Below are 25,495 nucleotides of genomic sequence, written 5' to 3'. Positions count from 1 at the left end.
CTCGGCGCTACCCGGCGCCGGGCCGCACGAGCGGCAGCCACGGCGAGACGTCGGCGCGCACGCCGGAGGCGCGCACGGCGCCGCGGCCGACGGCCTCCGCCCAGGTCTCGGCGCCCGTCGCGAGCGCGAGCCACGTCGCCGCGTCGGTCTCGACGACGTTGGGCGGCGTGCCGCGCGTGTGGCCCGGGCCCTCGACCGCCTGCACCGCGCCGAAGGGCGGCACCCGCACCTCCACGCTCTTCCCGGGCGCACGCTCGGCGAGGCACTGCAGGCTGTACCGCACCGCGAGCGCCGTCGTCGGCCGCGCGGCGCCGGGCTCGAGGGCCGCGCGCACCGCGTCGGCGCCGTCGAGGTCGGGGATGCGCTTCGCCACGGACCCAGGCTAGGCGGCGCCACCGACGCCGCGCGTCCAGGGAGGTCGGAGCGGATCCATGCGAGCCGCTGCTTCGGCCCGGCGCGCCCCGCTTCGTAGGATGGTCTGGTGAGGATCCTGGTACTCGGCAGCGGCGCGCGCGAGCACGCCATCATCGCGGCGCTCCAGTCGGAGGGCGGCCACGAGATCACGGCGGCTCCCGGCAACGCGGGCATCGCCCGCGACGTGGAGACGGTGCGCATCGACATCAAGGACCCCGACCTCGTCACCGAGCTCGCGGTCGACGGCGGCTACGACCTCGTCGTCATCGGCCCGGAGGCGCCCCTCGTCGCCGGCGTCGCGGACGCGCTGCGGAAGGCGGGCGTGCCCGCGTTCGGCCCCTCGCGCGCCGCGGCCCGCATCGAGGGCTCGAAGTCGTTCGCGAAGGAGGTCATGGCGCGAGCGGGCGTGCCGACGGGCGCCGACTCGAGCGTCACGAGCATGGAGGCGGTGCGCGCCGCGCTCGACGCCTCCCCCGCGCCGTGGGTGCTGAAGGCCGACGGGCTCGCGGCGGGCAAGGGCGTCATCGTGACCGAGGACCGCGCGGCGGCCGAGGCGCACGCCGAAGCCTTCCTGCCGGACGGCCCGATCCTCGTCGAGGAGTTCCTCGCGGGCCCCGAGGTCAGCCTCTTCGTCATCACCGACGGCGAGACGGCCGTGCCGCTCGCACCCGCGCAGGACTTCAAGCGCCTCGCCGACGGCGACGCCGGCCCCAACACGGGCGGCATGGGCGCCTACTCGCCGCTCCCCTGGCTCGCGGAGCGCTTCGGCTCCGAGCAGGCCTTCGTCGACGAGGTCGTCGAGGCCGTCGCGCTGCCGACGATCCGCGCCATGGCCGAGGCCGGCACGCCCTTCCAGGGCCTGCTCTACTGCGGCCTCATCGTGACCGAGCAGGGCGTCAAGGTCATCGAGTTCAACGCGCGGTTCGGCGACCCCGAGACGCAGGTCGTGCTGCCGCGGGTGGCCTCGGGCCTCGGCGGCGCGCTGCTCGCGGCCGCGACCGGCACGCTGGCCGAGGCGGCGCCGCTCGAGTGGCACGACTCGGCCGCCGTCACGGTGGTGCTCGCGAGCGAGGGCTACCCGGGCGACCCCGTGACCGGCCGCGTCGTCGAGGGCGTCGAGGATGCCGACGCGCTCGAGGGCGTCCGCGTGCTCCACGCGGCCACGGGCGCGGGCGAGCACGGCCTCACCGCCACGGGCGGCCGCGTGCTCAACGTCGTCGGCACGGGCGCGACGCTCGCCGAGGCGCGCGAGCGCGCCTACGACGGCCTCGGCCGCATCCGCCTCGAGGGCGGCCAGGCGCGCACCGACATCGCGGCGCGCGCGTGAGCGGCCTGCCCGGCTGGGACCTCGCGTACAGCGGGAAGGTCCGCGACCTCTACGTGCCCGCGGGATCCACGCTCGACGCGGCGCCAGAGATGCTCATGGTGGCCTCCGACCGCGTCTCGGCCTTCGACCAGGTGCTCGAGCCCGTCATCCCCGGCAAGGGCGAGCTGCTGACGACGCTGACGCGCTGGTGGATCGAGCGCCTCGGCCTGCCCGACCAGCTGGCGCCGGACGCCGACGCGCGCACGCCGGAGGCCGTGCGCGGCCGCGCGATGCTCGTGCGCACGCTCGACATGCTCCCCGTCGAGTGCGTCGTGCGCGGCCGGATCACCGGCTCCGGGCTCAAGGAGTACCGGCAGACGGGCGCGATCTCGGGCGTCGCGCTGCCCGCGGGCCTCGAGGACGGCGACCTGCTGCCGGAGCCCATCTACACGCCCGCGTGGAAGGCCCCGCAGGGCCAGCACGACGAGAACGTCTCCTTCGAGCGCACGGTGGAGCTCGTCGGCGCCGCCCGCGCCGCGAAGCTCCGCGACGTGAGCCTGTCGGTGTTCGCCGCGGCCGCGGCCATCGCCGCGGAGGCAGGGCTCGTGCTCGCCGACACGAAGCTCGAGCTCGGCGTCGACCGCGCGACGGGCGAGCTCGTGCTCGCCGACGAGGTGCTGACCTCCGACTCCTCGCGCTACTGGGACGCCGCCGCGCTCGCGGAGGGCCGCGTGGAGTCGTTCGACAAGCAGATCGTGCGCGACTGGCTCGCGGCGCACTGGGACGGCGAGGGTGAGGCGCCCGCGCTGCCGGACGACGTCGTGGCCCGCACCTCGGCACGCTACGCGGAGCTCATCGCGCGCCTCACCGACTAGCGGACCCCCGCTGGTCGAGGAGGCCGCGCCCGCAGGGCGCTGCCATCACGAGACCCCGCTCGCCCGCAGCGTCTCGTGACGCGTGCGGCTGCGCCGCGCGCTCCTCGACCGACGGTCCGCGATCAGCGGCGCGTCGCGAGCACGTCGTCGAGCGCGCCCTCGAGGCCCGGGTGGGCGAAGGCGAAGCCCGCCGCCTCGAGCCGCTCCGGCAGCACCCACCGGCTCTTCAGCACGAGCTCCGGCTCGGTGCGCAGCGCCCACATGGCCGGCTCGAGCATCCACCGCCAGGACGGCAGCCCGATGGGCATCCCCACGCGCTCGCGCAGGAGGCGCATGAGGGTGCGGTTGTCGCGCGGGTGCGGGCTCGCGACGTTGACGACGCCCTCGAGGTCGTCGCGGTCGCGCAGGAACCGCATCGCCCCGACGACGTCGTCGATGTGCACCCAGCTGAAGCGCTGCCTGCCGCGCGTGCGGTACCAGGGCGGGCGCCCGCCCGTGGGCTCGGGCCCGATGCCGCGGTAGCGGCGGTGGGGCGGGCACCAGCCGTCGTGCTGCGGCCCGCCGAGGCCCGTGCGCGCGAGGTTGGCGAGCAGCCGCGTGGCGGGGCCGTCGCCGAGCACGATCGCCATCCGCAGCGCGACGCGGCGGGTGCCGGGCAGCTCGCCCGCGAAGAGCTCGCGCTCCCACGCCCGCGCGACGTCGACCGAGAAGCCGGCACCGAGCTCGCCCTCGGCCTCCGTGTTCGGCCGGTCGGTCGCGTGCCGGTAGATCGTCGCGGTCGAGGCCTGCAGCCATACCGCGGGCGGCACGGCTGCCGCGGCCACCGCCTCGCGCAGCTGCCGCGTGGTGTCGACCCGGGAGCGCAGGATCTCGTCGCGCGCACGGTCGCGGTAGCGGCAGCTGACCGACTTCCCGGCGAGGTTCACGAGCAGCGCGGCGCCGTCGACGGCCGCGGCGATCGAGGCCGCGTCGCCCCAGCACGCCGCCTCCGCGCGCCCGATGCGCGTGACCGCGTAGCCCTCGTCGAGGAGCGCGCGCACGACGGCGGTGCCGACGAAGCCGCGCGAGCCGGCGACGACGGCTCGGGGCAGCGCGGCGGCGGATGGCGTGACGGGGGATGTGGCGTCCATGCAGGGCAGCGTAGTACTTTCTGAACATGTTCAGTTCTTCGTCCGCTGGGAGTCGCGCGTGACGCGCTCGGTCTACGAGCGGGCGCTCGGCGAGCGCTTCGCCGAGCTCGCGCCGGCGCTGCGCCGCTACTGCGGCCCCATCCCCACGGGCCGCGTCGGGATCGCCGAGGGCGCCTACGAGGCTGTCGGCCCGCGCTGGCGGATCCTGCGCCCGATCCTCCACGCGCTCGCGGCGCGCGACGTGCTGTTCCCCGAGCGCGGCACCGACGTGCCGCTCGCGGTCGAGAACCGGTACGACGCCCGCGGCACGCTCCGCGCGATCCGCTCCTTCCGCCTCCCCGGGCGCGAGCGCCGCATGCTCGACGCGATGCGCGTCGAGCGCGGCGCGCTCGTCGATCGGCTCGGCAGGCGCGGCGGCCTGGAGGTCGTGCTCGACGCGCAGGTCGTCGACGGCGGGCTCGTGCTCGCCTCCCGCGCACTCGCCTGGCACGTCGGGCGCCGCCGCGTGCCGCTGCCGCCCGTCGCGAGCGTGGAGGTGCGCGAGCGGGTCGACGACCGGACCGGCCTCCAGCACGTCGACGCGCGCGTGCGCGCTGCGCTCGTCGGCGAGGTCTTCCGCTACACCGGCGCGTTCGCCTACCGGGTCGAGCGGGACGCCGCCGCGTCGGCGCCCGGCGGCTAGACCTCCGCGGCGCTCCAGGTGTCGCAGGCGGCCACGCCGCCCTCGACGCCCGCCATGAGCCAGCGCTGCCGCTGCTCGCTCGACCCGTGCGTCCAGCCCTCGGGGTTCACGCCGCCGCCGCTCATCTCCTGCAGCCGGTCGTCGCCGATCGTCTCGGCGGCGTCGAGCGCCTGGAGCAGCTGCTCCTCGGTGGGCTGCTCGAGCACCGGTGCGCCGCCGCCGTCGTCGGGCGTCTCGGCGGCGCCCTGGATCCAGGCGCCCGCATAGCAGTCGGCCTGCAGCTCCGAGCGCACGGCCGACGACTGCGGCCCGGTGTCGCCCTGCTCGACGCGGCTGAGCTGGCCGGTCGACTGCTGGATGTGGTGGCCCCACTCGTGCGCGAGCACGTAGAGCTCCGCGAGGTTGCCGCCCTCGGCGCCGAACTGCGTGCGCATGTCCTGGAAGAAGGTCTCGTCGAGGTAGATGCGCCGGTCGGGCGGGCAGTAGAAGGGGCCGACGGCGCTCGTGGCGGCGCCGCAGCCCGTCTGCACCTGACGGTCGAACAGCTGCACGGTCGGATCGGCGTAGTCGAGGCCGTTCGCGGCCATCGTCGCCGTCCAGAACGCCGACATGGAGTCGGCCCCGCCCTCCATGCGGCACGTGACGTTCGCCGGGTCGTTGGCGTCCTCGCCCGTGCAGCCCGTGACCTCCTGGCCCTGCTGCTGCGACTGCGGCGAGATCGGCTCGGAGGGCGCGAGCCCCGTGAGGTCGACGCCGAAGATCATCGAGGCGATCACGAGCAGCACCGTGACGATGCCGCCGCCGCCGATCGCGATCGCACCGCCGCGGCCTCCGCCGCCGCCCCTGCTCACCGCGGAGGTGTCGAACTGCGCGTCGCCCCGGAACGTCATGCCCGCATCGTAGCCCCGGAGCGCGGCGTGCGCCGGGAGCAGGCCTCGTCGAGCGGCCGCGGCTCGCGGCCTTCCGTAGACTGGTCGCACCCCCTCCACCGAACCCCGGGAGCGACCCATGGCCCTCATCGTCGTCGACGTCATGCCGAAGGCGGAGATCCTCGATCCGCAGGGCAAGGCGGTCACCCGCGCGCTCGCCCGCCTCGGCCACGAGGCCGTCGGCGACGTGCGCGTCGGCAAGCGCTTCGAGCTGCGCGTCGAGGGCGAGGCCACCGAGGCCCTGCTCGCCCAGGTGCGCGAGGTCGCGGCCGAGGTGCTCGCCAACACGGTGATCGAGGACGTCGTGGGCGTCCACGTGGTGGACGACGCGCGATGAGGGTCGGCGTCGTCACCTTCCCGGGCACGCTCGACGACCGGGACGCGCAGCGGGCGGTGCGGCTCGCGGGCCACGAGGCCGTCGCGCTCTGGCACGGCGAGCACGACCTGCAGGGCGTCGAGGCGATCGTGCTGCCCGGCGGCTTCTCCTACGGCGACTACCTGCGCTGCGGCGCGATCGCCTCGCTCTCGCCGATCATGACCGAGGTCGTCGACGCGGCGAACCGGGGCATGCCGGTGCTCGGCATCTGCAACGGCTTCCAGATGCTCGCCGAGGCGCGGCTGCTGCCGGGTGGCCTGGTGCGCAACGCCTCGGGCCTGTTCGTGCGCAAGGACCAGGTGCTGCGCGTCGAGCGCGCCTCGACGTCGTGGACGAACCGCTTCGAGGCGGGCCAGGAGATCGTCATCCCGCTGAAGAACGGCGAGGGCCGCTTCGTGGCGACCCCTGAGGAGCTCGCGCGCATCGAGGGCGAGGGCCTCGTGGCCTTCCGCTACGTGGGCGAGAACCCCAACGGCTCGCTCGACGACATCGCGGGCCTGTCGAACGCCCGCGGCAACGTCGTGGGCCTCATGCCGCACCCCGAGCACGCGGTCGAGCTCGGCTTCGGCCCGACGACCACGCGCATGAAGGCGGGCCTCGACGGGCTCGAGCTCTTCAAGAGCGCCCTGGAGGCCGTCGCGGCCTGACGCCGAGCCGGGCGGCCTATGCTCCTTCGCACACCGCAGACGAAGGAGTCCGGATGTTCGAGAGCCCCCACGCCCCCGTCGAGATCCCCGAGGTGGGCGTCTTCGACCTGCTCTTCGGCGAGCTGAGCGACGCCGACCGCGACCGCACGGCGCTCGTCGACGGCAGCTCCGGCGCCGCCACGACCTACGGGGAGCTCATCGATCGCGCGTCGGCGCTCGCGGGCGCCCTCGCCGCGCGCGGCGTCGGCGTCGGCGACGTCGTCGCGCTCCACAGCCCGAACGTGCCGGCCTTCGCGGTCGCCTTCCACGGGATCCTCCGCGCCGGCGCGACCGCGACGACCGTGAACGCGCTCCTCACCGCGGGCGAGATCGAGAAGCAGCTGGCCGACTCCGGCGCCACGATGGTGCTCACCGTCTCGCCGCTCGCGGGCCCCGCGCTCGAGGCCGCGGCGGCACAAGGGATCGGCGCCGAGCGGATCGTCGTGCTCGACGGCCTCGAGGGGCATGCGAGCCTCGCCGACCTGCTCGCGGAGGGCCGCCCCGCGCCCGAGGTCGAGATCGACCCGGCGACGCACGTGGCGGTGCTCCCCTACTCCTCCGGCACGACGGGCGCCCCGAAGGGCGTCATGCTCTCGCACCGCAACCTCGTCGCGAACGTCGTGCAGTGCATCTCGCTCATCGACGTGCGCGCCGAGGACCGCGTGGTCGCCGTGCTGCCCTTCTTCCACATCTACGGCATGACCGTGCTGCTGAACATCGCGCTGCACCAGCGGGCGACGCTCGTGACGATGCCGCGCTTCGACCTCGCGGAGTTCCTGCGGATCCTCGAGGAGCAGCGCATCACCTTCGCGTTCATCGCGCCGCCCATCGCGGTCGCGCTCGCGAAGCATCCGATGGTCGAGGGCCGGGACCTCTCGAGCCTGCACACGATCATGTCGGGTGCGGCACCGCTCGACGAGGCGCTGGGCCGCGCGGTCGAGGCGCGGCTCGGCGTCGAGATGCTGCAGGGCTACGGCATGACCGAGCTCTCGCCCGTCTCGCACGTGACGCCGCGCGGCTCCCGCGCGCCGCTGCGCACCTCGGGCCCCACGATCCCCAACATGCAGTCGCGCATCGTCGACCTCGAGACCGGCGAGGACGTGCCGCTGCCGACCGAGGGCGTCTCGGCCCGCGGCGAGCTGTGGGTGCGCGGCCCCAACGTCATGCTCGGCTACCTCGGCAACGAGGCCGCGACGGCCGAGACCATCGACGCCGACGGCTTCCTGCACACCGGCGACATCGCGGAGGTCGACGCCGACGGCAACGTGGCGATCGTGGATCGCCGCAAGGAGCTCATCAAGCACAAGGGCTACCAGGTGGCGCCCGCGGAGCTCGAGGCGCTGCTGCTCACGAGCCCCGAGGTCGCCGACGCCGCGGTCGTGGGCGTGCCGGACGAGGAGGCGGGCGAGATCCCGAAGGCGTTCGTCGTGCGCGCCGCAGAGGGCGCGACCGCCGAGTCGGTCATGGCGTTCGTGGCCGAGCGCCTCGCGCCGTACAAGCGGGTGCGGGCGGTCGAGTTCGTCGAGGCCATCCCGAAGTCGGCCTCGGGGAAGATCCTGCGGAAGGACCTGCGCGGCTGAGGCCCGGCGCGGCTGAGGCCCGGCGCGGCTGAGGACCTGCGCGGCTGAGGCCCGGCGCGCACGGGCCTGCGGTCGGCATCGCCCGGAGTGTAGGCTGTCTGCATGACCGCGGCGACCTCGACGACCACCGGCCTCACTCCCGAGCGGCTCTACCGTGCCCTCGCGATCGCCGAGGCCATCACGTGGACGCTCCTCATCGCCGCGATGGTGCTGCGCTACGGCGCCGGGCAGGACTGGGCGGTGCCGATCGCCGGCCCCATCCACGGCTTCGTCTTCCTCGCCTACGGCGCGATGCAGCTCGTGGTCGGCCGCAACCAGCGCTGGCGCGCCGGCACGATCCTGGTCGGCATCGTCACCGCCGTCATCCCCTACGCGACGATCCCGTGGGAGCGCCGCATCGCGCGCCGCGGGCTGCTCGCGGGCGGCTGGCGCACCGAGGCGGGCGACGACCCGCGCGACGCGAGCGCGATCGACCGCCTCTTCCGCTGGGCCGTCCGCCACCCGATCCTCACGGCCCTCGTCGTGCTCGCGGTCGTCGCGATCGTCTTCGCCGTGCTGCTGCAGGCGGGCCCGCCGAGCGAGTGGTTCGCCTGACGCGCGGGCCGATCCGGGATCGCGGACGGCGGTAGGCTGGCAGCACCGCCGCCGCAAGCTCGAGGAGAGCCGTGACCGCATCCCGCCCGCCCCGTGACACCGTCGAGGTCGCCGCATCCACGCCGGAGCGCGAGCAGCCCTACGCAGCGCTGGGGCTGAAGCCCGACGAGTACGAGCGCATCCGCGAGATCCTCGGCCGCAGGCCCACGAGCGCCGAGCTCGCGATGTACTCGGTGATGTGGAGCGAGCACTGCTCGTACAAGTCGTCGAAGACGCACCTGCGCACCTTCGGCCAGAAGGTCACCCCCGAGATGCGCGAGCGCCTGATGGTGGGCATGGGCCAGAACGCCGGCGTCATCGACGCGGGCGAGGGCTGGGCCGTCACCTTCAAGGTGGAGTCGCACAACCACCCCTCGTTCGTCGAGCCCTTCCAGGGCGCCGCGACGGGCGTCGGCGGCATCGTGCGCGACATCATCTCGATGGGCGCGCGCCCCGTGGCCGTCATGGACGCGCTGCGCTTCGGCGCGATCGACCATCCCGACACCGCGCGCGTCGTGCACGGCGTGACCTCGGGCATCTCGTTCTACGGCAACTGCCTGGGCCTCCCGAACATCGGCGGCGAGACGGTCTTCGACGCCGTCTACCAGGGCAACCCGCTCGTCAACGCGCTCGCCGTGGGCGTGCTGCGCCACGAGGACCTCCACCTCGCCAACGCCACGGGCGTCGGCAACAAGGTCGTGCTCTTCGGCGCCCGCACCGGCGGCGACGGCATCGGCGGCGCCTCGATCCTCGCCTCCGAGTCGTTCGACGACGAGGGTCCCGCCAAGCGCCCCGCCGTGCAGGTGGGCGACCCCTTCGCCGAGAAGGTGCTCATCGAGTGCTGCCTCGAGCTCTACGCCGCGGGCGTCGTGGAGGGCATCCAGGACCTCGGCGCGGCCGGCATCTCGTGCGCCACCTCCGAGCTCGCCGCCAACGGCGACTCGGGCATGCGGGTCGAGCTCGACCACGTGCTGCTGCGCGACCCCACGCTCACGGCCGAGGAGATCCTCATGTCGGAGTCGCAGGAGCGCATGATGGCGGTCGTCGCGCCCGAGCAGCTCGACGCATTCCTCGCCATCACCGGCAAGTGGGACGTCGAGACGAGCGTGCTCGGCGAGGTCACGGGCGACGGCCGCCTCGTCATCACGCACTCCGGCGAGGTCATCGTCGACGTCGACCCCAAGACGGTCGCCGTCGACTCCCCCGTCTACGACCGCCCGATGGCACGCCCCGAGTGGCTCGACGCGCTGCAGGCCGACTCGGCCTCCGCGCTCCCCCGCGCGACGGGCGCCGAGCTCGGCGAGCAGCTGCTGCGCCTCGTGGGCTCGCCGAACCTCGCCGACGCCTCGTGGATCACCGACCAGTACGACGACTACGTGCTCGGCAACACGGCGCTCTCGACGCCCGACGATGCCGGCATGGTGCGCATCGACGAGGAGTCGGGTCTCGGCTTCTCGGTCGCGGTCGACGCGAACGGCCGCTACTGCCAGCTCGACCCGCGCGAGGGCGCGAGGCTCGCGCTCGCCGAGGCGTACCGCAACGTCGCCGTCACGGGCGCGACGCCCGTGGGCGTCTCCGACTGCCTCAACTTCGGCAACCCCGAGATCCCTGCCGTCATGTGGCAGTTCGCGGAGGCCGTCGACGGCCTCGCCGACGCCTGCGTCGAGCTCTCGATCCCGGTCACGGGCGGCAACGTGTCGTTCTACAACCAGACGGGCGAGACGCAGATCCACCCGACCCCCGTCGTGGGCGTGCTCGGCATCATCGACGACGTCGACCGCCGCATCCCCTCGGGCTGGCAGGACGACGGCCAGGCGCTGTTCCTGCTCGGCACGACGCACGACGAGCTGGGCGGCTCGGCCTGGGCGGGCACGATCCACGACCACCTGGGCGGCCTGCCGCCCAAGGCCGACCTCGCCGCCGAGGCGGCGCTCGCAGGCCTCATGCGGGGCATCGCCTTCGAGGGCCTCGCGACCGCCGCGCACGACCTCTCGGAGGGCGGGCTCGGCATGGCGCTCGTCGAGGGCGCGCTGCGCTTCGGCATCGGCGCCCGCATCTGGACCGACTCGCTGCAGGAGCGCGACGGCGTCGACGCGACGGCCGCGCTGTTCTCGGAGTCGGGCGCGCGAGCGCTGGTCGCCGTCGCCCGCGAGGACGAGGTGAAGTTCACCGGCATGTGCGAGGCGCGCGGCGTGCCCGTGCTGCGCATCGGCGTGACCGACGCGACCTCGGGGACCGTCGAGATCCAGGACGTCGCGACGCTCCCGCTCGAGGCGCTGCGCGCCGCGAACCGCGCGCCCATCCGGGAGCGCTTCAGCGCCTGACCCGCCCCCGCTGGGAACGGCCCGGCGGACGGTGGACGCGGTCTCCGCGTCGGCCGCCCGCCGGGCCGTTCCGGCGTCGGCACTCGTGCGGTTGGATGGGCCCATGGCAGACATGGAGCTGACGCTGTCCCGCGAGATCGCCGCCGCGCCGGAGCGGGTGTGGGCGATCATCACCGACCTCGACGGCACGGCCGCGGTGCTCTCGGGCGTGACGCGCATCGAGCGGCTCGCCGGCCCCGCCTACGGCGTCGGCACGCGCTGGCGCGAGACTCGCACGATGCTGGGCCGCGAGGCGAGCGAGGAGATGGAGGTCGTCGGCATCGACGAGGGCCGCTCCACCACGATCGCCGCGGACGCGCACGGCGTCGCCTACCGCTCGGTGCTGCGTGTGGAGCCCGCAGCCGCCGGCACGCTGCTCACGATGTCGTTCGCGGGCACGCTGCAGAGCACCTCGTGGCTGCAGCGCGCCGCCGCGAGGCTCACCTCGGGCCTCGGCCTCGCCGCCACCCGGAAGGCGATGCAGCAGGACCTCGACGACATCGCCGCGTCGGCGGAGCGCGCCGCCTGAGCCGGCCGCCTGCGCGGGCCGTTCGGGCACCGATCGGCCGGCGCGCCCGGCGCCCGACCCGCCGATCGGTGCGGGAGCCGACGGCCCGGCTCAGTCGGCCGCGTCGCCCGAGGCGATGCGCTCGTGGTGGTGGATGACCTCCGCGATCACGAACGTGATGAACTTCTCGGCGAACTCCGGGTCGAGCTCGGCGTCCTCGGCGAGGCGGCGCAGGCGCGCGATCTGGCGGCCCTCGCGGCCGGGGTCGCTCGGCGGCATCCCGTGCCGCGCCTTGAGCTCGCCGACGGCCTGCGTGAGCTTGAAGCGCTCCGCGAGCGTGTGGATCAGCACGGCGTCGACGTTGTCGATGCTCGCGCGGTAGCGCTGCAGCTGCTCCTCGGGGCTCGTCATGCCTCCCAGCCTAGGCGTCGGCGGGCTCCGCGCCGACGGCCGCGATCGGCCGACGCACCGGCACCGAGGCGTCGCGGAGGCCGAAGGCGAGGGCCGCCGCCGCGATCCCGACGAACGGCATCGCGGCGGCGGGCGCACCCGCGAGCGCGGTCGAGAGCAGCACCGCGGCGACCGCGGCGAGCACCTCCGGTGCCCGACGGAGCACCGCCTGCACGCGGTCGCCGCCCGCGACCGCCTTCGGCGTGATGCGGAACCGCGCACGGCCCGAGATCGCGACGCGCACGAGGGCGCGGACCGCGACGACGCCGACCGAGGCGTAGAGCATCGAGGCGCGGAAGGCGAAGGCCAGCGCGCGCAGCGGTCCGCGCTCGCGGATGCGGTCGCGGATCGCCGGCAGGAGCGGGAGCACGCCGAGCGCCCCGAGCATGAGGCCCAGCTGCCACGGGAAGGGCGGCGCGCCCGTCGCGGCCGCCGCCACCGCGAAGGCGAACAGCACCGTCGGCACGACCGCCGCCGCCACGGGCATCAGCAGCTCGAGGAGCAGGTCGAGGCGGCGACGCACGGGCAGCCGCGCATCCCCGGCCGCGCCGGCCGCGCCCGCGAGCAGCTGCACGGCCCCCTCGGTGAACTTGCCGAACTGCACCGCGAAGGCGGCGTGATCGATGGGGGCGTCCTCGAACGAGACCGCCTCCGGCGCCGCGACGATCCGGCGGCCGCGCCGCGCGAGCTCGATCGTGAGCGCCGTGTCCTCCATGACGAGCTCCGGGAAGCCGCCGCACGCGCGCACCGCCGCCACCTCCAGCAGCGCCCCGCGCCCGCAGAACGCATCGACGCCGAGCGCCTGCCGCGCCGCCAGCTGCGAGCGCGCGTGGCGGTCGAACAGCGGCGCGAAGTCGCGCTGGAACGCGGTCGTGCCCGTGCGCGAGCGCACCGCGCCCTGCACGACGGCGATGGCCGGATCCCGGTGGGCGCGCGCGAGCGCCCTGGCGACGAGCTCGGGCTCGGCCTCCTGGTCGGCGTCGAGCACGACGACGTGCTCGACCTCGTGCCCGTGCGCCGCGAGCCAGGCGTTGAGGTTGCCGGCCTTGGCGCCCTGCCGCGCCGCGCGGCGGTGCACCTCGACGCCGCCCTCGGCCACGAGCGCGTCGATCCGCCGTCGCACCACCGGGTCGCGCGAGTCGTCGAGCACGACGGTCCGCGTGTCGGGATGCGTCTGGCGCGCGCTGCGCCGCACGACGTCGGCGCGGAAGTCGTCGGCGACCGGGTAGAGGATCGCGACGCGCGCGCGATCGTCGGAGGCCGGGAGCGGCGCCCCGGGCCCCGGCGCGCGGCGCGCGGCCACGAGCATCGCCGCGGTGCGCAGGCCGACGAGCGCGGCGAGCCCGAGCGCCGCCGCGGCCGGCACGAGGAGCGCCCAGCCGAACGCGTGGACGGGGGTCGCGAGCATCGCGAGCGCGAGTCCCGCGGCACCTGCCAGCAGCGACCAGGCGAGCAGCAGGAGCGCGACGGGCGCGATGCGGGCGAGCGGCCGCGGGCGCTGCTGCCGCTCGGTGGGGAGCGGCGCGAGGCGGGTCACGCGGCCGCCGGGATGCGGTCGAGGCGGGGCTGCATGGTGCGACGCTAGCCGGGCCGCCTCAGCGCGACGTGGACGCCGCCTCGGATCCCGCCCTCGCGGTGGAGGCGCATCCTCCTCAGGGCTGAGGCGCGCATGCCGGGTCGGATCCTCTGGCCGCGCCCGGCGCCGCGCCGCGCGCCGCGACTGCGACCGCGCACCGCGCAGGCCGTGCCGCGCCCAGCCGACCTGCCCTCGACGCCCGGGTACGGGAGGTGCGACCATGCGGCATGCGCAGGTTCGCGAAGGCGGCGTCCGGGTTCGTCGAGCTCGTCGAGCTCGTGCCCGCCGAGCGGCTCGACGGGCCCGGGCTCGGGGCGTGGACGCTCCGCGAGCTCATCGGCCACACCGCGCGGGCGCTCTCGACCGTCGTCGACTACCTCAGGCTCCCCGCCCCGGCGGAGGCGACCATCGCGTCCGCCGAGGAGTACCTGGGGGTCGTGCTGCGGCAGCAGGGCGACGACGCGGCGATCGAGGCCCGCGGTCGCGCGATGGCCGCCGAGCTCGGCGATGACCTCCTCACGCGCATCTGCCGACTTGCGGACGAGGCGAGCACGGCCGTGGAGGCGTCCGACCCGCATCGGCTCGTGGCGGTCGGCAGCGGCGGCGGCAACGCCATGCGGCTCGACGAGTACCTGCGCACCCGCTGCTTCGAGCTCACGGTGCACGGCGTCGACATCGCCGACGCCGCGGGCCTCGACTGGACGCCCGAGCCCGCGCTCGTGCTCGACGCCCTGCAGCTGGCGGCGGGCAGCGCGGCCGCCCGCGATCGGGGCCTCGAGGCCCTGCGCCTCCTCACGGGCCGCCGCCCGGAGGCGGGCCTCGCCGGCATCCTCGCCGCCGGAGAGCCGGAATGAACGTCGCTGCGCGCATCCCGAGCCCCGAGGAGGGGCTGGGATGCGCGCAGAGACGTTGCGCCGGGGCGGGTCAGTCGATGAGGTCGTGCACCTGCACGATGGCGTCGCGGTCGGCGCCGACGCCGATCGCCGAGATGCGCGAGCCCGAGCGCTCCTCGAGGAAGCGCACGTAGGCCTGCGCGTTCGCGGGCAGGTCGTCGAACGAGCGCGCGCCCGTGATGTCCTCGGTCCAGCCGGGCAGCGTCTCGTACACCGGCGTCGCGTGGTGGAAGTCGGACTGCGACACGGGCATCTCGTCGAAGCGCTGGCCGTCGACGTCGTACGCGACGCACACGGGGATCCGCTCGATGCCCGTGAGCACGTCGAGCTTCGTGAGCACGATGTCGGTGAGGCCGTTGATGCGCGAGGCGTAGCGGGTGATGACGGTGTCGTTCCAGCCGCAGCGGCGCGGGCGGCCCGTGGTGGTGCCGAACTCGAAGCCGTTCTTGCGCAGCAGCTCGCCCCACTCGTCGAAGAGCTCGGTGGGGAACGGACCCGCGCCCACGCGCGTCGTGTACGCCTTCACGATGCCGATGGCGCGGTCGAGGCGGTTCGGGGCGACGCCCGAGCCCGCGGCGGCGCCCGCGGTCGTCGCGGTCGAGGAGGTGACGAAGGGGTAGGTGCCGTGGTCGATGTCGAGCATCGTGGCCTGGCCCGCCTCGAACACGACCGTCTGGCCGGCGTCGAGCGCCTGCGAGAGCTCGAGGCCCGTGTCGCCCACCATGGGGCGGAGGCGCTCGACGTAGGAGACGAGGTCGTCGAAGATCTCGTCGACCGCGACCGCGCGACGGTTGTAGACCTTCGTGAGCAGGTGGTTCTTCGTGTCGAGCGCGCCCTCGATCTTCTGGCGCAGGATCGACTCGTCGAAGAGGTCCTGGATGCGGACGCCGACGCGGTTGATCTTGTCGGCGTAGGCGGGGCCGATGCCGCGGCCCGTCGTGCCGATCGAGCGCTTGCCGAGGAAGCGCTCGCTCACCTTGTCGAGCGTGCGGTGGTAGTCGGTGATGATGTGGGCGTTGGCCGAGACCCGCAGCTTCGAGACGTCGACGCCGCGCGCCGAGAGCGCCTCGAGCTCGTCGAAGAGCACCTCGAGGTCGATGACCACGCCGTTGCCGATCACGGGCACGACGCCAGGGGTCAGGATGCCGGAGGGCAGCAGGTGCAGCGCGTAGCGCTCGTCGCCGACCACGACCGTGTGGCCGGCGTTGTTGCCGCCGTTGAACTTGACGACGTAGTCGGTGCGGCTGGCCAGCAGGTCGGTGGCCTTGCCCTTGCCCTCGTCGCCCCACTGGGCGCCGACGATCACGATTCCTGGCATGGGTCTTCCCCTCGGACGGGTTCGGCGTACGCCCCAGCCTATCGGGGAGCGGATCCGGAGGCCTCAGGCACCACGGCGGCGACGCACTGCGCGATCGTGCGCTCGGGCGAGAACGCGAGCCGCTCGAAGCCCACCATGACCAGCGCGCCGAGCCGGGCGGCGGCGTCGAGCGGCTCGGCGGGCAGGCCGTCGGCCGCGAGCGCCGCCGCGAGCCTCGTCGAGCAGCACCGCGCGGTGGCCCGCGAGCGCCTCGCGCCACGGGCGGTCGGTGCGGAAGAGCTCGCCCACGACGACCTTCGCGACGTGCGGCTGCTCCTCGAGGCCCACGAGCAGCGCGCGGGCGACGGCGGCCGTCGCGACGCCGTCGTCGGCGCCGTCCCGCGCGGTGCGGATGCGCTGGGAGACGCGGGCGATCGCCTCGTCGATGAGGGCCTCGAAGACGGCCTCCTTCGAGGGGAAGGAGTAGTAGACGCTGCCCTTCGCGACGCCCGCGAGCGCGGCGATGTCGTCGACGGTCGTGGCGCTCACGCCGCGGCGGGCGGCGAGCTCGGCCGCGGCCTCGAGCACCTTGGCCCGGCTGCGGTTGGGGCGTGGCATGCGGCCTCCTCGGTCTGCCAGCATCCTGGCGCATCCATTGTTGTACTGACTGGTCAGTCTAGTATACGGTGTCGGGCGGAGAGGAGCCGTGATGCGCATCGAGCTGGATCGCGTGGTGAAGCAGGGAGGGGTGGCCCTGCCGCTGACGTCGCTGGCCGTCGAGTCGGGCGAGGCCGTGCGGGTCGTCGTCGAGACCGAGCAGCGGCCCACCGTGCTCGGCCTCCTCGCGAGCGGCCGCATGCGCCCCGACGAGGGCGCCGTGCTGCTCGACGGCGAACCGGGCCGGCGCCGCGAGGTGCGGCACCGCACCGCGCTCGTCGACGCGCCCGCCGTGAGCGACCCCGAGCCCGACGTCTCGCTCGCGGGCGCCATCGCCGAGGAGCTGCTCTTCGCGGGCGTGCCCGGCGACCCGCGGAGCGTGCGCCGCTGGGCGGCGCAGCTGGGCGTGGAGGCCGAGCGCGACCTGCCGATGGCCGACGTCGAGCCCGCCACGCGCATCCGGGTGCTCACCGAGCTCGCCGTGCTGCGCGACCGCGTCGAGGCGGTCGTGCTCGTGAGCCCGGACCGCCACGGCGGCGACCCCAGGGCGTGGTGGGCGCAGGCGCGGCGGCTCGCCGCGCGCGGCTTCGCGGTGCTCGTGCTGTGCGGCGAGGCGGCCGACGCCGTGCTGCGCGCGGACGAGGCGGCGGAGGAGGAAGCGGAGGCGGCGGCATGACGATCCCCCAGCTCATCGCGGCGGAGCTCCGCCGCCTCACGGCCACGCGCATGGGTCGCATCGCGCTCCTCGCGCTCGGGCTCGTGCCGCTGCTGTACGGCGGCGTGTACCTGTGGGCCAACCAGGACCCCTACGCGCGACTCGACGAGCTGCCGGTGGCGCTCGTGGTCGACGACGCGGGCAGCGACGGGCGCGTGATCGGCGACGAGGTGGCCGACCGGCTCGTCGAGGACGCCGCCTTCGACTGGCACCGGGTGGATGCGGCGGAGGCCGCGGCAGGCGTCGCCGACGCGACCTACGACTTCTCGGTCACCCTCCCCGCCGCGTTCTCGGCCGACCTCGGCAGCGCCGCCGGCGACGCGCCCCACCGGGCCGTCGTCGAGCTCTCGACGAACGACGCCAACAGCTACCTCGCCTCGACGATCGGCACGCAGGCCGCCGAGCGCATCCGCACGGCGGTCGCGCAGTCGGTCGGCGAGGAGGCCGCCGCGCGGCTGCTGCTCGCGATCAGCGACATCCGCGAGGGCGTCGTCGACGCGCACGACGGCGCGGCGCAGCTGGCCGACGGCGCCGCAGAGGCCGGCGCCGGCGCCCATCGGCTCGCCGACGGCGCCCACACGCTCGCCGACGGCACCGCGCAGGCTCGCCGAGGGCGCGGGCGCCCTCGGCGACGGCACGGCCGAGCTCGCCGACGGCGCCGCGCGCCTGGAGGACGGCCTCGGTCAGGCTCGAGGAGGCCACGGCCTCGCTGCCGGCGCAGGCGCGACGGCTCGCCGACGGCGCCCAGCAGGTCGCCGAGGGCGACGCCCGCATCGCGGCGATCGGCGACGAGGTCGCCGGAGCCGTCGCGCCGCTCGCGGGCCGCGTGCCCGAGGCGCGCGCCGCGATCGTCGAGCGGCTGCGGGCGGCGGGCCTCACCGACGCGCAGGTCGCGGCGGCGCTCGAGCCGCTCGACGCGGTCGGCGACGACGTGGCCGCCGCCGACGCCCGCGTGCAGGGCGCGACCGCGCAGGCTCGATCGGCTCGCCGACGGCGCGCAGCAGGTCGCCGACGGCGCATCGACCCCCGCGGAGGCCGCGCCGCGGCTCGCGAACGGCGTCGCGAGCGCCGCCGGCGGCGCGAGCGCCCTCGCCGACGGCGCGGCCTCCGCCCGCGACGGCGCCGCACGGCTCGCCGGCGGCGCGGCCGACGCAGCCGACGGCGCGGGCGCGCTCGCCGAGGGCGCCGACGAGGCTCGACGGCGGCATCGCGCAGCTGCAGGACGGCGCGGCGCGGCTGCGCGACGGACTCGGCGACGCGGTCGAGCAGATCCCCGACTCGACCGCCGACGAGCGCGCCGCGCAGGCCTCCACGATCGCCGACCCCGTCGAGACCGATGCCGACGCCGTGGCGTCCGCCGGCTCCTACGGCGCGGGCCTCGCCCCCTTCTTCCTCTCGCTCGCGGCATGGATCGGCATGTACGCGCTCATGCTCATCCTGCGGCCCCTCTCGCGGCGCGCGATCACGGCGCTGCGCTCCCCCGTCCGCGTCGGCCTCGCGGCATGGCTCATCCCGACGCTCATCGGCGCCGCGCAGATGGCCGCGCTGCTCGCCGTGGTGGGCCTGGGCCTCGGCTTCTCGATCGCGCATCCCGCGCTCATGCTCGGGATGATGGTGCTCGCGGTCGCGACCTTCGCCGCGATCATCGTGGCGCTCAACGCGTGGCTGGGCTCGGTGGGCCAGTTCCTCGGCCTCGTGCTCATGGTGCTGCAGCTCGTCACCGCGGGCGGCACCTTCCCCTGGCAGACGCTGCCGGCCCCGCTCGCGGCGCTCCACCACGCGCTCCCCATGACCTACGCGGTCGACGGCATCCGGCAGCTCATGTACGGGGGCTCGATGGCCGCGGCGGCGGCCGACGCGCTCGTGCTCGCCGCCTTCGCCGCGGCGGCGCTCGCGCTCGTGGTGCTGGGGGTCGCCCGGATGGTCGACCACCGCACGCTCCGCGACCTGCAGCCGAGCCTGATCGGGTGAGGCCCGCACCGGGTGAGGCCCGCACCGGGTGAGGCCCAGACCGGGTGAGGCGTAGGGTGGTCCGGTGAGCATCGGGATGGAGCCCTCCGGGCGCGAGGAGGTCGTCGGCGTCCTCGCCGGCGGCAGGGCCTAGCCGCTCCCGGCACGCGCGCTCCGCGCCCGCCGGCCAGCGGCACCGCGGCCGACCCCTCAGAGCCATGAGCGCAGAGGGACGCACGCCGCCGTGCCTCCACCCATCCCTGCCGGGCCCTCGCCCGGCATGACGAGAGGCGATCCCGCATGCTCCCCATCTCCGAGAAGGCCCTCCGCGGCGCGTTCGTGAACGCGAGCCGCAAGGAGGTCGCCGGCCTGACCCTGCCCGCCTGGTTCGACGACGCCGACTGGGGCTCGCTCGACCTGCTCGGCTGGCGCGACCCCAAGGCGCCGCGCCGCGCGTACGCGGTGCTGCCCACCCTGGAGGGCGCGCACGTCGGCGTGCTCCTGCGCCAGGCCGAGGCCTCGCCGCGCGCCCGGGCGCAGTGCACCTGGTGCCAGGACGTGCGCCTGCCGAACGACGTCGTGTTCTTCAGCGCGCGACGCGCCGGGGCCGCGGGCCGCAAGGGCGACACGATCGGCACCCTCGTGTGCGAGTCGTTCCAGTGCAGCGCGAACGCGCGGCGGCCGCCGACGGCGCCGTACGACGGCTACGACGTGCTCGCCGCCCGAGACCGCCGCGTCGACGAGCTGCGGCTGCGCGTCGCGGCGTTCGCCGAGACGATGCTGCAGGGCCGATAGGCCCCGCGGACGTGCCGGAGGACCGGCGCCCTGAGGCGCCGGCCCTCCGGGTCCTCCTGCCGCGCATCGCGCGGCGGTCTCAGCCGATCAGCTCTGGGCCGCGGTGTACGTCGACTGGATGACCGAGCCCCAGTACGGGCCCCACATGACGTTGCGCACGGTGTTGTAGCCGAAGCTGTTCACCGAGTTCTGCACGCCCGACGAGCCCGAGCCGATGAACCAGGGGCCGCCCGACGAGCCGCCGGTCATGGTGCAGGGGATGCCCTGCGACTGCGTGCCGCCGTAGGTGTCGGTGCGCGCGGTGCCCGAGCAGGTCTCGAGCGTCTGGCCGTTGAACGGGCTCGCCGCCGGGTAGCCGTAGGCCTGGTAGGTGAGGCCGCGCGACTGGTTGAAGGCGACGCCCGAGGCGCCGACCGTGTCGGTGAGGGTGGCCGACGAGCCCGCGGGGCTCGCGACGACCGCGAACGCGGTGTCGTAGTTGATGTCGCCGCTGCCGGTCCACGCGCTCGGCGCGTGCAGCTCGGTGGCGGTCCACAGGCCGTAGGGCGTGCTGCCGTTCTGGTAGGCCGGGGCGAAGACGAAGTTCGACGCCCAGGCGCCGCCGCCCTCGTTGAGGCAGTGGCCGGCCGTCGAGACCGTGCGCTCGTTGGCCGAGACGACCGAGTTGCCGGAGCACACGTAGTCTGCGCCGCCCATCGTGAAGAAGACCTTGCCGATGTGCGAGACGGGCGTGACGGCCATGAGCTGCTGGCCGCCGCGCGCGGTCGGGCGCGTCGCCGCCTGCGGCGCGATCGTCGTCGGGGCGCCGCGCTCGACCGAGGTCGACGGCGCCGTCGCCGCGTCGACCGCGAGCTGGTCGGCGTCGATCGCCGACTCCATGCGCTCGGGGGTCCAGTAGGCGCTCGTGGCGGAGGTCGACGCGTCCGTGACGTGGACGTCGACGGGCGCCTGCGGCGCGGCGCCGGCGGCCTGCGCGCCGCCGAGCGCGAGCGCCGAGGTGGCGAGGGCGGTGGTGAGCCAGGCCAGCGTGCGGCGCGAGCGGCGAGCGCCCGGGGTCGTGCTGTGCTGCATGGGTTCCTTCTCTCTCGTGACCGCTGAACCTCAAGAACGGCTCAGCGCGTGCTCAGAGTGAACCAAAGGCAACCTCAGCGCAGCGGGAGTTGTCCACAGGCACGCTCGACCGCCGCGCGAGCGCTGGCGCGCTGCGCTACCGGCAGCCCCGAGCCGCGCTACCCGCGACGCCCGAGCTGGTGCCGCAGCGCCCCCTCGAGCACCGGCCGGCGGAACCGGTGGCCGAGGCTCGACGAGCGCCGCGGGCGCGACCCGCTGGCTCGCGAGGGCGAGCTCGCGCATCCCCTCCTCACCGAGCAGCGCGCGCGGCGCGAGCGACGGGGTGGGGATGACCGCGGGACGCCGGAGCACCGCGCCGAGCACGCGCGCGTACTCGCCCTGGCGCACAGGCTCGGGCGCGACGGCGTTCACGGGCCCCGAGACCCGGTCGTCGACGATCGCGAGGTGGTAGGCGTCGACGAGGTCGTCGAGGTCGATCCACGACTGCCACTGCCGGCCGCCCCCGAGCGGGCCGCCGAGGCCCGCCGACCACAGCGGCCGGAACACCTGGAGCGTGCCGCCGCGCGGGCTCTGCACGATGCCCGTGCGGATCTGGGCGGTGCGCACGCCGGCCGACGCCGCGGGGGCCGTCGCGGCCTCCCACGCCTCCACGACCTCCGCGAGGAAGCCCTCGCCGGCGCTGGCCGACTCGTCGAGCACCTCGTCGCCGCGATCGGCGCCGTAGATGCCGATCGCCGAGGCGCTCACGAAGGCGCGCACCCCGGCGGCGGCCGCGAGCTCGGCGAGCGCGCGCGTCGGGCCGACGCGGCTGTCGCGGATGCGGGCGCGGTGCTCGTCGTCGAAGCGGCCGAAGATCGAGGCGCCCGCGAGGTGCACGACGACGTCGATGCCGTCGAGCAGCCCCGTCGCCGGGGCGTCCGGCGCCCAGCGCCGCTCGCCCGGCCCGGGCTCGCCGCGCACGAGCCGCACGACCTCGTGGCCGCCCGTCGTGAGGAACGCGGCGAGCGCCGTGCCGACGAGGCCCGAGGCGCCCGTCATCGCGATGCGGAGCGGGGCGGAGGCCGCGGCGCGGTGCCGCGCGATGTCGTCGGCGAGCTGGCGGTGCCGGTAGGCGAACATGGGGCGCAGCGCGCGCGAGCCGATGGGCGTCGTCACGTGGTCGACGACGCGGGTCGTGTCGCCCTCGGCGACGAAGCGGTGCTCGTGGCGCCAGCGCACGGGCGAGAGCGCGAGGGAGGCGAGCCCCTCGTCGACGCGCTCGTCGACGAACGAGGAGCCGCGGCGGTAGCCGGCGGGGTCGTGGCGCGCGATCCAGCGCTGGCCGGCGGGCAGCGCGAGCTCCGCGCGCCCGTCCTCGAGGGAGTCGGCCTCCTGCACGATGCGCCCGGGCATCCACGGCGGCTGCAGCCGCTGGAAGGCGCCCGGCCGCTCGTGCCAGGCCCAGACCTCGCCGATCGGCGCGGGGACGATGCTCCGGTGCTCGATGCTCATGGCGCGACGCTACGCGTCGGGCCTGGGTGCCGCCCCTCGGCGACCCCCAGGCCCGGTGCGCGGCTCAGTGGCCGGTGCTGTCCGCGGGGCGCTCGACGTCGCCCTCCCAGCCGGACTGCGCGGCGTGGGACGAGGGCGCCTGCTCGGCGATCTCCTTGAAGCGCTTGAGGTCGTTCGCGATCTGCAGGTCGTCGATCTGCAGCAGCGCGCCGATCCGCTCCACGATGCCCTGCGGCGACCAGTCGAGCTGCAGGCTGACGCGCGTCTCGTCGTCGGCGAGGCGGTGGAACGTGACGACGCCCGCGTGCGTCTCGCCGTCGGTGCTCGCCCAGGCGACGCGCTCGTCCTGATGCTGCTCGGTGATCGTCGCGTCGAACGAGCGGTCAACGCCGGCGATCGACACCTCCCAGTGGAGCTCGGTGTCGGACGTCTGGGTGATGCTGTCGACGCCGCTCATGAACGTCGGGAAGTCCTCGAAGCGCGTCCAGAGCGCGTAGACCGCGCTGATGGGGGCCTTGACGTCGACGCTGTCGGTGAGCTGGGGCATGGTGGTGCTCCTTCGGTCTCGGATCGGCGTGCTGGGCCGGTGCTGGTCGTGGACGCTACGCGGCGGCCGGGGCGGCAGCCTGGGCGTCGCGTGCGTGCGCGCTCTCGATGCGCCGCTTGAGGCGCTGCAGGTCGCAGCGCACCGTCAGCTCGTCGAGGTCGATGCCGACGGGCTCGTCGGGCCGCAGCGGCCGCGGCGTCCAGGCGAGGCGCACGGTCATGCGCGTGCCGCCGCAGGGCAGCGGGGCGAGGTCGACGAGGCCGTGGTGCGTGATCGCGTCGACGCTCGTCCACAGCAGGCGCTCGCCCGGCAGCCGCTCGAGCAGCACGGCGTAGAAGACGGGGTCGATGCCCGCGATGTCGACGCGCCAGCGCATCCGCTCGAGCGTCTCGGCGTGCACGCTGCGGACGCCGGTGAGGAAGGCCGCGAGGCCCGCCGCGTCGTCCCACGCCGCGAACACGGCCTCCGGAGGTGCTGCGATGTCCAACGTCTCGTCGACCTGCAGCATCGCGTCCTCCGTCATCGTCAGGGCGGGGATCGTGTCCCCCAACCCGACCCTCCCACGGGCCCCCTTGGGGGACAAGGGGCGGGCTCCCAGGTTCGGCTGGGATCGCGCGCGCTCGTAGGATTGAGCGCATGTCCAAGGTCCTCTCCTCCCTGCCCGTCGGCGAGCGCGTCGGCATCGCCTTCTCGGGCGGCCTCGACACGTCGTGCGCCGTCGCCTGGATGCGCCACAACGGCGCCGTGCCCTTCACCTACACGGCCGACATCGGGCAGTACGACGAGCCGGACATCGACGCGGTCCCCGGCCGCGCCTCCGAGTACGGCGCCGAGGCCGCGCGCCTCGTCGACGCGAAGGCAGCGCTCGTGGAGGAGGGCCTCGTCGCCCTCGCGACCGGCGCCTTCCACATCCGCTCCGGCGGCCGCACCTACTTCAACACCACGCCGCTCGGCCGCGCCGTCACCGGCATGCTGCTCGTGCGCGCCATGAAGGAGGACGGCGTCGAGATCTGGGGCGACGGCTCCACCTACAAGGGCAACGACATCGAGCGGTTCTACCGCTACGGCCTCATGGCCAACCCCTCGCTGCGCATCTACAAGCCCTGGCTCGACGCGCGCTTCGTCACCGAGCTGGGTGGCCGCAAGGAGATGTCGGAGTGGCTCGTCGAGCACGGCTACCCCTACCGCGACGCGACCGAGAAGGCCTACTCGACCGACGCGAACATCTGGGGCGCGACGCACGAGGCGAAGACCCTCGAGCACCTCGACGAGTCGATGGAGATCGTGCAGCCCATCATGGGCGTCGCCCACTGGGACCAGTCGATCGAGATCCCGACCGAGGACGTCGCGATCCGCTTCGAGGCCGGCCGCCCCGTCGCGATCGACGGCCAGGAGTTCGACGACGCCGTCGCGCTCGTGCAGGAGGCGAACGAGATCGGCGGCCGCCACGGCCTCGGCATGAGCGACCAGATCGAGAACCGCATCATCGAGGCCAAGAGCCGCGGCATCTACGAGGCGCCGGGCATGGCGCTGCTGCACATCGCCTACGAGCGGCTGCTGAACGCGATCCACAACGAGGACACCGTCGCGACGTACCACGAGCAGGGCCGCCGCCTCGGCCGCCTCATGTACGAGGGCCGCTGGCTCGACCCGCAGTCGCTCATGCTGCGCGAGTCGATCCAGCGCTGGGTGGGCTCGGCCGTCACGGGCGAGGTCGTGCTGCGCCTGCGCCGCGGCGAGGACTACACGATCCTCGACACCCGCGGCGAGGGCTTCTCGTACCACCCCGACAAGCTGTCGATGGAGCGCGTCGGCGACGCCGCCTTCGGCCCGGAGGACCGCATCGGCCAGCTGACGATGCGCAACCTCGACATCGCCGACTCGCGCTCGCGCCTGGAGTCGTACGCCGCCGCCGGCCTCATCGAGGGCGAGACGAAGGCGCTCCTCGGCGCGCTCGAGGTGGGCGCGGCCGAGGCGATCGTCTCGGCGCCCGTCGACGACCCCGAGGCGCTCGAGCAGTGGAACGACCGCGCGGCGATGGACCTCGGCACCGACTGAGCCGCCGCTCGCCGCGCTCGATCGGGCGCTCCTGAGGGCCGGCCGCACTGCGCGGCCGGCCCTTCGCCGCGCCCGATCGAGCGCTGGTCGCAGGACGAGCGGGTGTCCTCCCTCGCACCGCCCATCCGTCATGGGGTTGACTGCATGCCACCGACCGAGGAGCGACCATGCGCTACGTGCTGTTCATCTGCACCGACCCCGAGGGCGAGCCCTACGACGCCGCGACCGACGACCCCCAGGCGTGGTGGGAGCCGCTGCAGGCATCGGGCCGCTACGTCATCGGCGACCGCCTGCGACCGGTCGAGGACGCGACGACCGTGCGCGTCCGCGCGGGCGAGCGGATCGTGACCGACGGTCCGTTCACCGAGAGCCGCGAGTGGATCGCGGGCTTCGACGTGATCGAGGCCGACGACCTCGACGCGGCGATCGAGATCGCGGCCGGGCACCCGATGGCACGTCTCGGCCGCATCGAGGTGCGGCCGGTGTGGCCGCTCTGATCGGAGGGCCGCGCTG

26 protein-coding genes and 2 pseudogenes are annotated in these 25,495 nt (G+C 75.0%); 17 read left to right on the top strand and 11 right to left on the bottom strand.

Annotated elements, in window-relative coordinates; genetic code table 11:
- Positions 1–7: 7 nt before the first annotated feature.
- On the bottom strand, positions 8–373 hold the full coding sequence (locus tag OVA14_RS05940; RefSeq protein ID WP_267505331.1) for a sterol carrier family protein: 366 nt from the start codon (positions 371–373) through the stop codon (positions 8–10).
- 108 nt (positions 374–481) lie between these two features.
- Here OVA14_RS05940 and purD point away from each other — a divergent pair, with 108 nt between their 5' ends.
- Together purD and OVA14_RS05930 are read left to right on the top strand one after the other, a co-directional pair.
- Complete coding sequence (gene purD, locus OVA14_RS05935; RefSeq protein WP_267505330.1) at positions 482–1,741, top strand: phosphoribosylamine--glycine ligase; 1,260 nt, start codon at positions 482–484, stop codon at positions 1,739–1,741.
- Positions 1,738–2,595, top strand: a complete 858-nt coding sequence (locus OVA14_RS05930; RefSeq protein ID WP_267505329.1) for a phosphoribosylaminoimidazolesuccinocarboxamide synthase — start codon at positions 1,738–1,740, stop codon at positions 2,593–2,595. The genes purD and OVA14_RS05930 overlap by 4 nt, the downstream gene beginning before the upstream one ends.
- Positions 2,596–2,717: 122 nt before the next feature.
- Here OVA14_RS05930 and OVA14_RS05925 read toward each other — a convergent pair whose 3' ends face one another.
- Complete coding sequence (locus tag OVA14_RS05925) at positions 2,718–3,725, bottom strand: epimerase (protein ID WP_267505328.1); 1,008 nt, start codon at positions 3,723–3,725, stop codon at positions 2,718–2,720.
- On the opposite strand from OVA14_RS05925, the gene OVA14_RS05920 reads away from it, so the two are divergent.
- Positions 3,724–4,407, top strand: coding sequence for a DUF4166 domain-containing protein (locus OVA14_RS05920; protein WP_267505327.1), 684 nt, complete (start codon positions 3,724–3,726; stop codon positions 4,405–4,407). The genes OVA14_RS05925 and OVA14_RS05920 overlap by 2 nt on opposite strands.
- On the opposite strand, the gene OVA14_RS05915 is transcribed toward OVA14_RS05920, so the two are convergent.
- Positions 4,404–5,297 carry a neutral zinc metallopeptidase gene (locus OVA14_RS05915; protein WP_267505326.1) on the bottom strand — a complete coding sequence of 298 codons (894 nt, stop codon included), beginning with the start codon at positions 5,295–5,297 and terminating at the stop codon, positions 4,404–4,406. The two genes, OVA14_RS05920 and OVA14_RS05915, sit on opposite strands and share 4 nt — an antisense overlap.
- 118 nt (positions 5,298–5,415) lie before the next feature.
- On the opposite strand from OVA14_RS05915, the gene purS reads away from it, so the two are divergent.
- The 6 genes from purS (at position 5,416) to OVA14_RS05885 (ending at position 11,503) form a co-directional block, all read left to right on the top strand.
- Entirely contained in the window at positions 5,416–5,673 is a 258-nt protein-coding gene (purS, locus tag OVA14_RS05910) for a phosphoribosylformylglycinamidine synthase subunit PurS (RefSeq protein WP_267505325.1), read from the top strand.
- Positions 5,670–6,359 (top strand): phosphoribosylformylglycinamidine synthase subunit PurQ, encoded by a 690-nt coding sequence (gene purQ / locus OVA14_RS05905; protein WP_267505324.1) that lies wholly within the window; start codon positions 5,670–5,672, stop codon positions 6,357–6,359. The genes purS and purQ overlap by 4 nt, the downstream gene beginning before the upstream one ends.
- Before the next feature lie 53 nt (positions 6,360–6,412).
- Positions 6,413–7,978, top strand: a complete 1,566-nt coding sequence (locus OVA14_RS05900; RefSeq protein ID WP_267505323.1) for an AMP-binding protein — start codon at positions 6,413–6,415, stop codon at positions 7,976–7,978.
- Between the two features lie 102 nt (positions 7,979–8,080).
- Positions 8,081–8,572, top strand: coding sequence for a DUF3817 domain-containing protein (locus tag OVA14_RS05895; RefSeq protein WP_267505322.1), 492 nt, complete (start codon positions 8,081–8,083; stop codon positions 8,570–8,572).
- A gap of 71 nt (positions 8,573–8,643) precedes the next feature.
- Positions 8,644–10,935: a phosphoribosylformylglycinamidine synthase subunit PurL gene (purL, locus tag OVA14_RS05890; RefSeq protein ID WP_267505321.1), complete on the top strand. Its 2,292-nt coding sequence runs from the start codon at positions 8,644–8,646 to the stop codon at positions 10,933–10,935.
- A 103-nt stretch (positions 10,936–11,038) separates the two neighbouring features.
- Positions 11,039–11,503, top strand: coding sequence for an SRPBCC family protein (locus tag OVA14_RS05885; protein ID WP_267505320.1), 465 nt, complete (start codon positions 11,039–11,041; stop codon positions 11,501–11,503).
- A 90-nt stretch (positions 11,504–11,593) separates the two neighbouring features.
- Here the strand turns inward: OVA14_RS05885 and OVA14_RS05880 are convergent, their stop codons facing one another.
- Together OVA14_RS05880 and OVA14_RS05875 are read right to left on the bottom strand one after the other, a co-directional pair.
- Positions 11,594–11,893 (bottom strand): chorismate mutase, encoded by a 300-nt coding sequence (locus OVA14_RS05880; protein ID WP_267505319.1) that lies wholly within the window; start codon positions 11,891–11,893, stop codon positions 11,594–11,596.
- 10 nt (positions 11,894–11,903) lie between these two features.
- Complete coding sequence (locus tag OVA14_RS05875) at positions 11,904–13,469, bottom strand: glycosyltransferase (protein ID WP_267505318.1); 1,566 nt, start codon at positions 13,467–13,469, stop codon at positions 11,904–11,906.
- 266 nt (positions 13,470–13,735) lie between these two features.
- Between OVA14_RS05875 and OVA14_RS05870 the strand changes: the two genes are divergently transcribed.
- Positions 13,736–14,362, top strand: coding sequence for a maleylpyruvate isomerase N-terminal domain-containing protein (locus tag OVA14_RS05870; protein ID WP_267505317.1), 627 nt, complete (start codon positions 13,736–13,738; stop codon positions 14,360–14,362).
- Between the two features lie 70 nt (positions 14,363–14,432).
- Here OVA14_RS05870 and OVA14_RS05865 read toward each other — a convergent pair whose 3' ends face one another.
- Positions 14,433–15,719 carry an adenylosuccinate synthase gene (locus tag OVA14_RS05865; protein WP_267505316.1) on the bottom strand — a complete coding sequence of 429 codons (1,287 nt, stop codon included), beginning with the start codon at positions 15,717–15,719 and terminating at the stop codon, positions 14,433–14,435.
- A gap of 63 nt (positions 15,720–15,782) precedes the next feature.
- Positions 15,783–16,316, bottom strand: a complete 534-nt coding sequence (locus tag OVA14_RS05860; RefSeq protein ID WP_267505315.1) for a TetR/AcrR family transcriptional regulator — start codon at positions 16,314–16,316, stop codon at positions 15,783–15,785.
- A gap of 91 nt (positions 16,317–16,407) precedes the next feature.
- Between OVA14_RS05860 and OVA14_RS05855 the strand changes: the two genes are divergently transcribed.
- The 5 genes and pseudogenes from OVA14_RS05855 (at position 16,408) to OVA14_RS05840 (ending at position 19,815) form a co-directional block, all read left to right on the top strand.
- Positions 16,408–17,031 carry a hypothetical protein gene (locus OVA14_RS05855; RefSeq protein ID WP_267505314.1) on the top strand — a complete coding sequence of 208 codons (624 nt, stop codon included), beginning with the start codon at positions 16,408–16,410 and terminating at the stop codon, positions 17,029–17,031.
- Positions 17,028–17,468 (top strand): annotated as a pseudogene (locus OVA14_RS13795) (YhgE/Pip family protein); the annotation flags it as partial. The gene OVA14_RS05855 and the pseudogene OVA14_RS13795, both read left to right, overlap by 4 nt.
- A 157-nt stretch (positions 17,469–17,625) precedes the next feature.
- Positions 17,626–17,715, top strand: a pseudogene (locus OVA14_RS13790) (hypothetical protein); the annotation flags it as partial.
- A 702-nt stretch (positions 17,716–18,417) separates the two neighbouring features.
- Positions 18,418–19,041, top strand: a complete 624-nt coding sequence (locus tag OVA14_RS05845) for a YhgE/Pip family protein (protein WP_267505313.1) — start codon at positions 18,418–18,420, stop codon at positions 19,039–19,041.
- Positions 19,042–19,320: 279 nt separating this feature from the next.
- Positions 19,321–19,815: an FBP domain-containing protein gene (locus OVA14_RS05840; protein WP_267505312.1), complete on the top strand. Its 495-nt coding sequence runs from the start codon at positions 19,321–19,323 to the stop codon at positions 19,813–19,815.
- An 87-nt stretch (positions 19,816–19,902) separates the two neighbouring features.
- Here OVA14_RS05840 and OVA14_RS05835 read toward each other — a convergent pair whose 3' ends face one another.
- The 4 genes from OVA14_RS05835 to OVA14_RS05820 all read right to left on the bottom strand — a co-directional run bounded on the left by OVA14_RS05835 (position 19,903) and on the right by OVA14_RS05820 (position 23,474).
- Complete coding sequence (locus OVA14_RS05835) at positions 19,903–20,886, bottom strand: trypsin-like serine peptidase (RefSeq protein WP_267505311.1); 984 nt, start codon at positions 20,884–20,886, stop codon at positions 19,903–19,905.
- A gap of 30 nt (positions 20,887–20,916) precedes the next feature.
- Positions 20,917–22,377 carry a TIGR01777 family oxidoreductase gene (locus tag OVA14_RS05830; protein WP_267505310.1) on the bottom strand — a complete coding sequence of 487 codons (1,461 nt, stop codon included), beginning with the start codon at positions 22,375–22,377 and terminating at the stop codon, positions 20,917–20,919.
- 64 nt (positions 22,378–22,441) lie between these two features.
- Entirely contained in the window at positions 22,442–22,924 is a 483-nt protein-coding gene (locus OVA14_RS05825; RefSeq protein WP_267505309.1) for an SRPBCC family protein, read from the bottom strand.
- 55 nt (positions 22,925–22,979) lie between these two features.
- Complete coding sequence (locus tag OVA14_RS05820; protein ID WP_267505308.1) at positions 22,980–23,474, bottom strand: SRPBCC family protein; 495 nt, start codon at positions 23,472–23,474, stop codon at positions 22,980–22,982.
- Positions 23,475–23,560: 86 nt separating this feature from the next.
- Between OVA14_RS05820 and argG the strand changes: the two genes are divergently transcribed.
- Together argG and OVA14_RS05810 are read left to right on the top strand one after the other, a co-directional pair.
- On the top strand, positions 23,561–24,982 hold the full coding sequence (gene argG / locus OVA14_RS05815; RefSeq protein WP_267505307.1) for an argininosuccinate synthase: 1,422 nt from the start codon (positions 23,561–23,563) through the stop codon (positions 24,980–24,982).
- 167 nt (positions 24,983–25,149) lie between these two features.
- Positions 25,150–25,479: a YciI family protein gene (locus OVA14_RS05810; RefSeq protein ID WP_267505306.1), complete on the top strand. Its 330-nt coding sequence runs from the start codon at positions 25,150–25,152 to the stop codon at positions 25,477–25,479.
- The last annotated feature ends 16 nt before the right edge of the window (positions 25,480–25,495 follow it).

Source organism: Agrococcus sp. SL85 (assembly GCF_026625845.1).
Taxonomy (GTDB): domain Bacteria; phylum Actinomycetota; class Actinomycetes; order Actinomycetales; family Microbacteriaceae; genus Agrococcus.
Note: the sequence above shows the minus strand (reverse complement) of the source record. Positions and strands in the feature narration are given on the sequence as shown.

What these genes read in the sequence shown, in the direction of transcription:
- OVA14_RS05810 (WP_267505306.1), top strand. Translation starts at nt 25,150, where the DNA reads ATGCGCTACGTGCTGTTCATCTGCACCGACCCCGAGGGCGAGCCCTAC.
- OVA14_RS05825 (WP_267505309.1), bottom strand. Translation starts at nt 22,924, where the DNA reads ATGCCCCAGCTCACCGACAGCGTCGACGTCAAGGCCCCCATCAGCGCG.
- OVA14_RS05920 (WP_267505327.1), top strand. Translation starts at nt 3,724, where the DNA reads ATGCAGGGCAGCGTAGTACTTTCTGAACATGTTCAGTTCTTCGTCCGC.
- OVA14_RS05835 (WP_267505311.1), bottom strand. Translation starts at nt 20,886, where the DNA reads ATGCAGCACAGCACGACCCCGGGCGCTCGCCGCTCGCGCCGCACGCTG.
- OVA14_RS05830 (WP_267505310.1), bottom strand. Translation starts at nt 22,377, where the DNA reads ATGAGCATCGAGCACCGGAGCATCGTCCCCGCGCCGATCGGCGAGGTC.
- OVA14_RS05840 (WP_267505312.1), top strand. Translation starts at nt 19,321, where the DNA reads ATGCTCCCCATCTCCGAGAAGGCCCTCCGCGGCGCGTTCGTGAACGCG.
- OVA14_RS05880 (WP_267505319.1), bottom strand. Translation starts at nt 11,893, where the DNA reads ATGACGAGCCCCGAGGAGCAGCTGCAGCGCTACCGCGCGAGCATCGAC.
- OVA14_RS05925 (WP_267505328.1), bottom strand. Translation starts at nt 3,725, where the DNA reads ATGGACGCCACATCCCCCGTCACGCCATCCGCCGCCGCGCTGCCCCGA.
- OVA14_RS05855 (WP_267505314.1), top strand. Translation starts at nt 16,408, where the DNA reads ATGCGCATCGAGCTGGATCGCGTGGTGAAGCAGGGAGGGGTGGCCCTG.
- argG (WP_267505307.1), top strand. Translation starts at nt 23,561, where the DNA reads ATGTCCAAGGTCCTCTCCTCCCTGCCCGTCGGCGAGCGCGTCGGCATC.
- purS (WP_267505325.1), top strand. Translation starts at nt 5,416, where the DNA reads ATGGCCCTCATCGTCGTCGACGTCATGCCGAAGGCGGAGATCCTCGAT.
- OVA14_RS05885 (WP_267505320.1), top strand. Translation starts at nt 11,039, where the DNA reads ATGGCAGACATGGAGCTGACGCTGTCCCGCGAGATCGCCGCCGCGCCG.
- OVA14_RS05895 (WP_267505322.1), top strand. Translation starts at nt 8,081, where the DNA reads ATGACCGCGGCGACCTCGACGACCACCGGCCTCACTCCCGAGCGGCTC.
- OVA14_RS05870 (WP_267505317.1), top strand. Translation starts at nt 13,736, where the DNA reads ATGCGCAGGTTCGCGAAGGCGGCGTCCGGGTTCGTCGAGCTCGTCGAG.
- OVA14_RS05860 (WP_267505315.1), bottom strand. Translation starts at nt 16,316, where the DNA reads ATGCCACGCCCCAACCGCAGCCGGGCCAAGGTGCTCGAGGCCGCGGCC.
- purQ (WP_267505324.1), top strand. Translation starts at nt 5,670, where the DNA reads ATGAGGGTCGGCGTCGTCACCTTCCCGGGCACGCTCGACGACCGGGAC.
- OVA14_RS05900 (WP_267505323.1), top strand. Translation starts at nt 6,413, where the DNA reads ATGTTCGAGAGCCCCCACGCCCCCGTCGAGATCCCCGAGGTGGGCGTC.
- OVA14_RS05865 (WP_267505316.1), bottom strand. Translation starts at nt 15,719, where the DNA reads ATGCCAGGAATCGTGATCGTCGGCGCCCAGTGGGGCGACGAGGGCAAG.
- OVA14_RS05915 (WP_267505326.1), bottom strand. Translation starts at nt 5,297, where the DNA reads ATGACGTTCCGGGGCGACGCGCAGTTCGACACCTCCGCGGTGAGCAGG.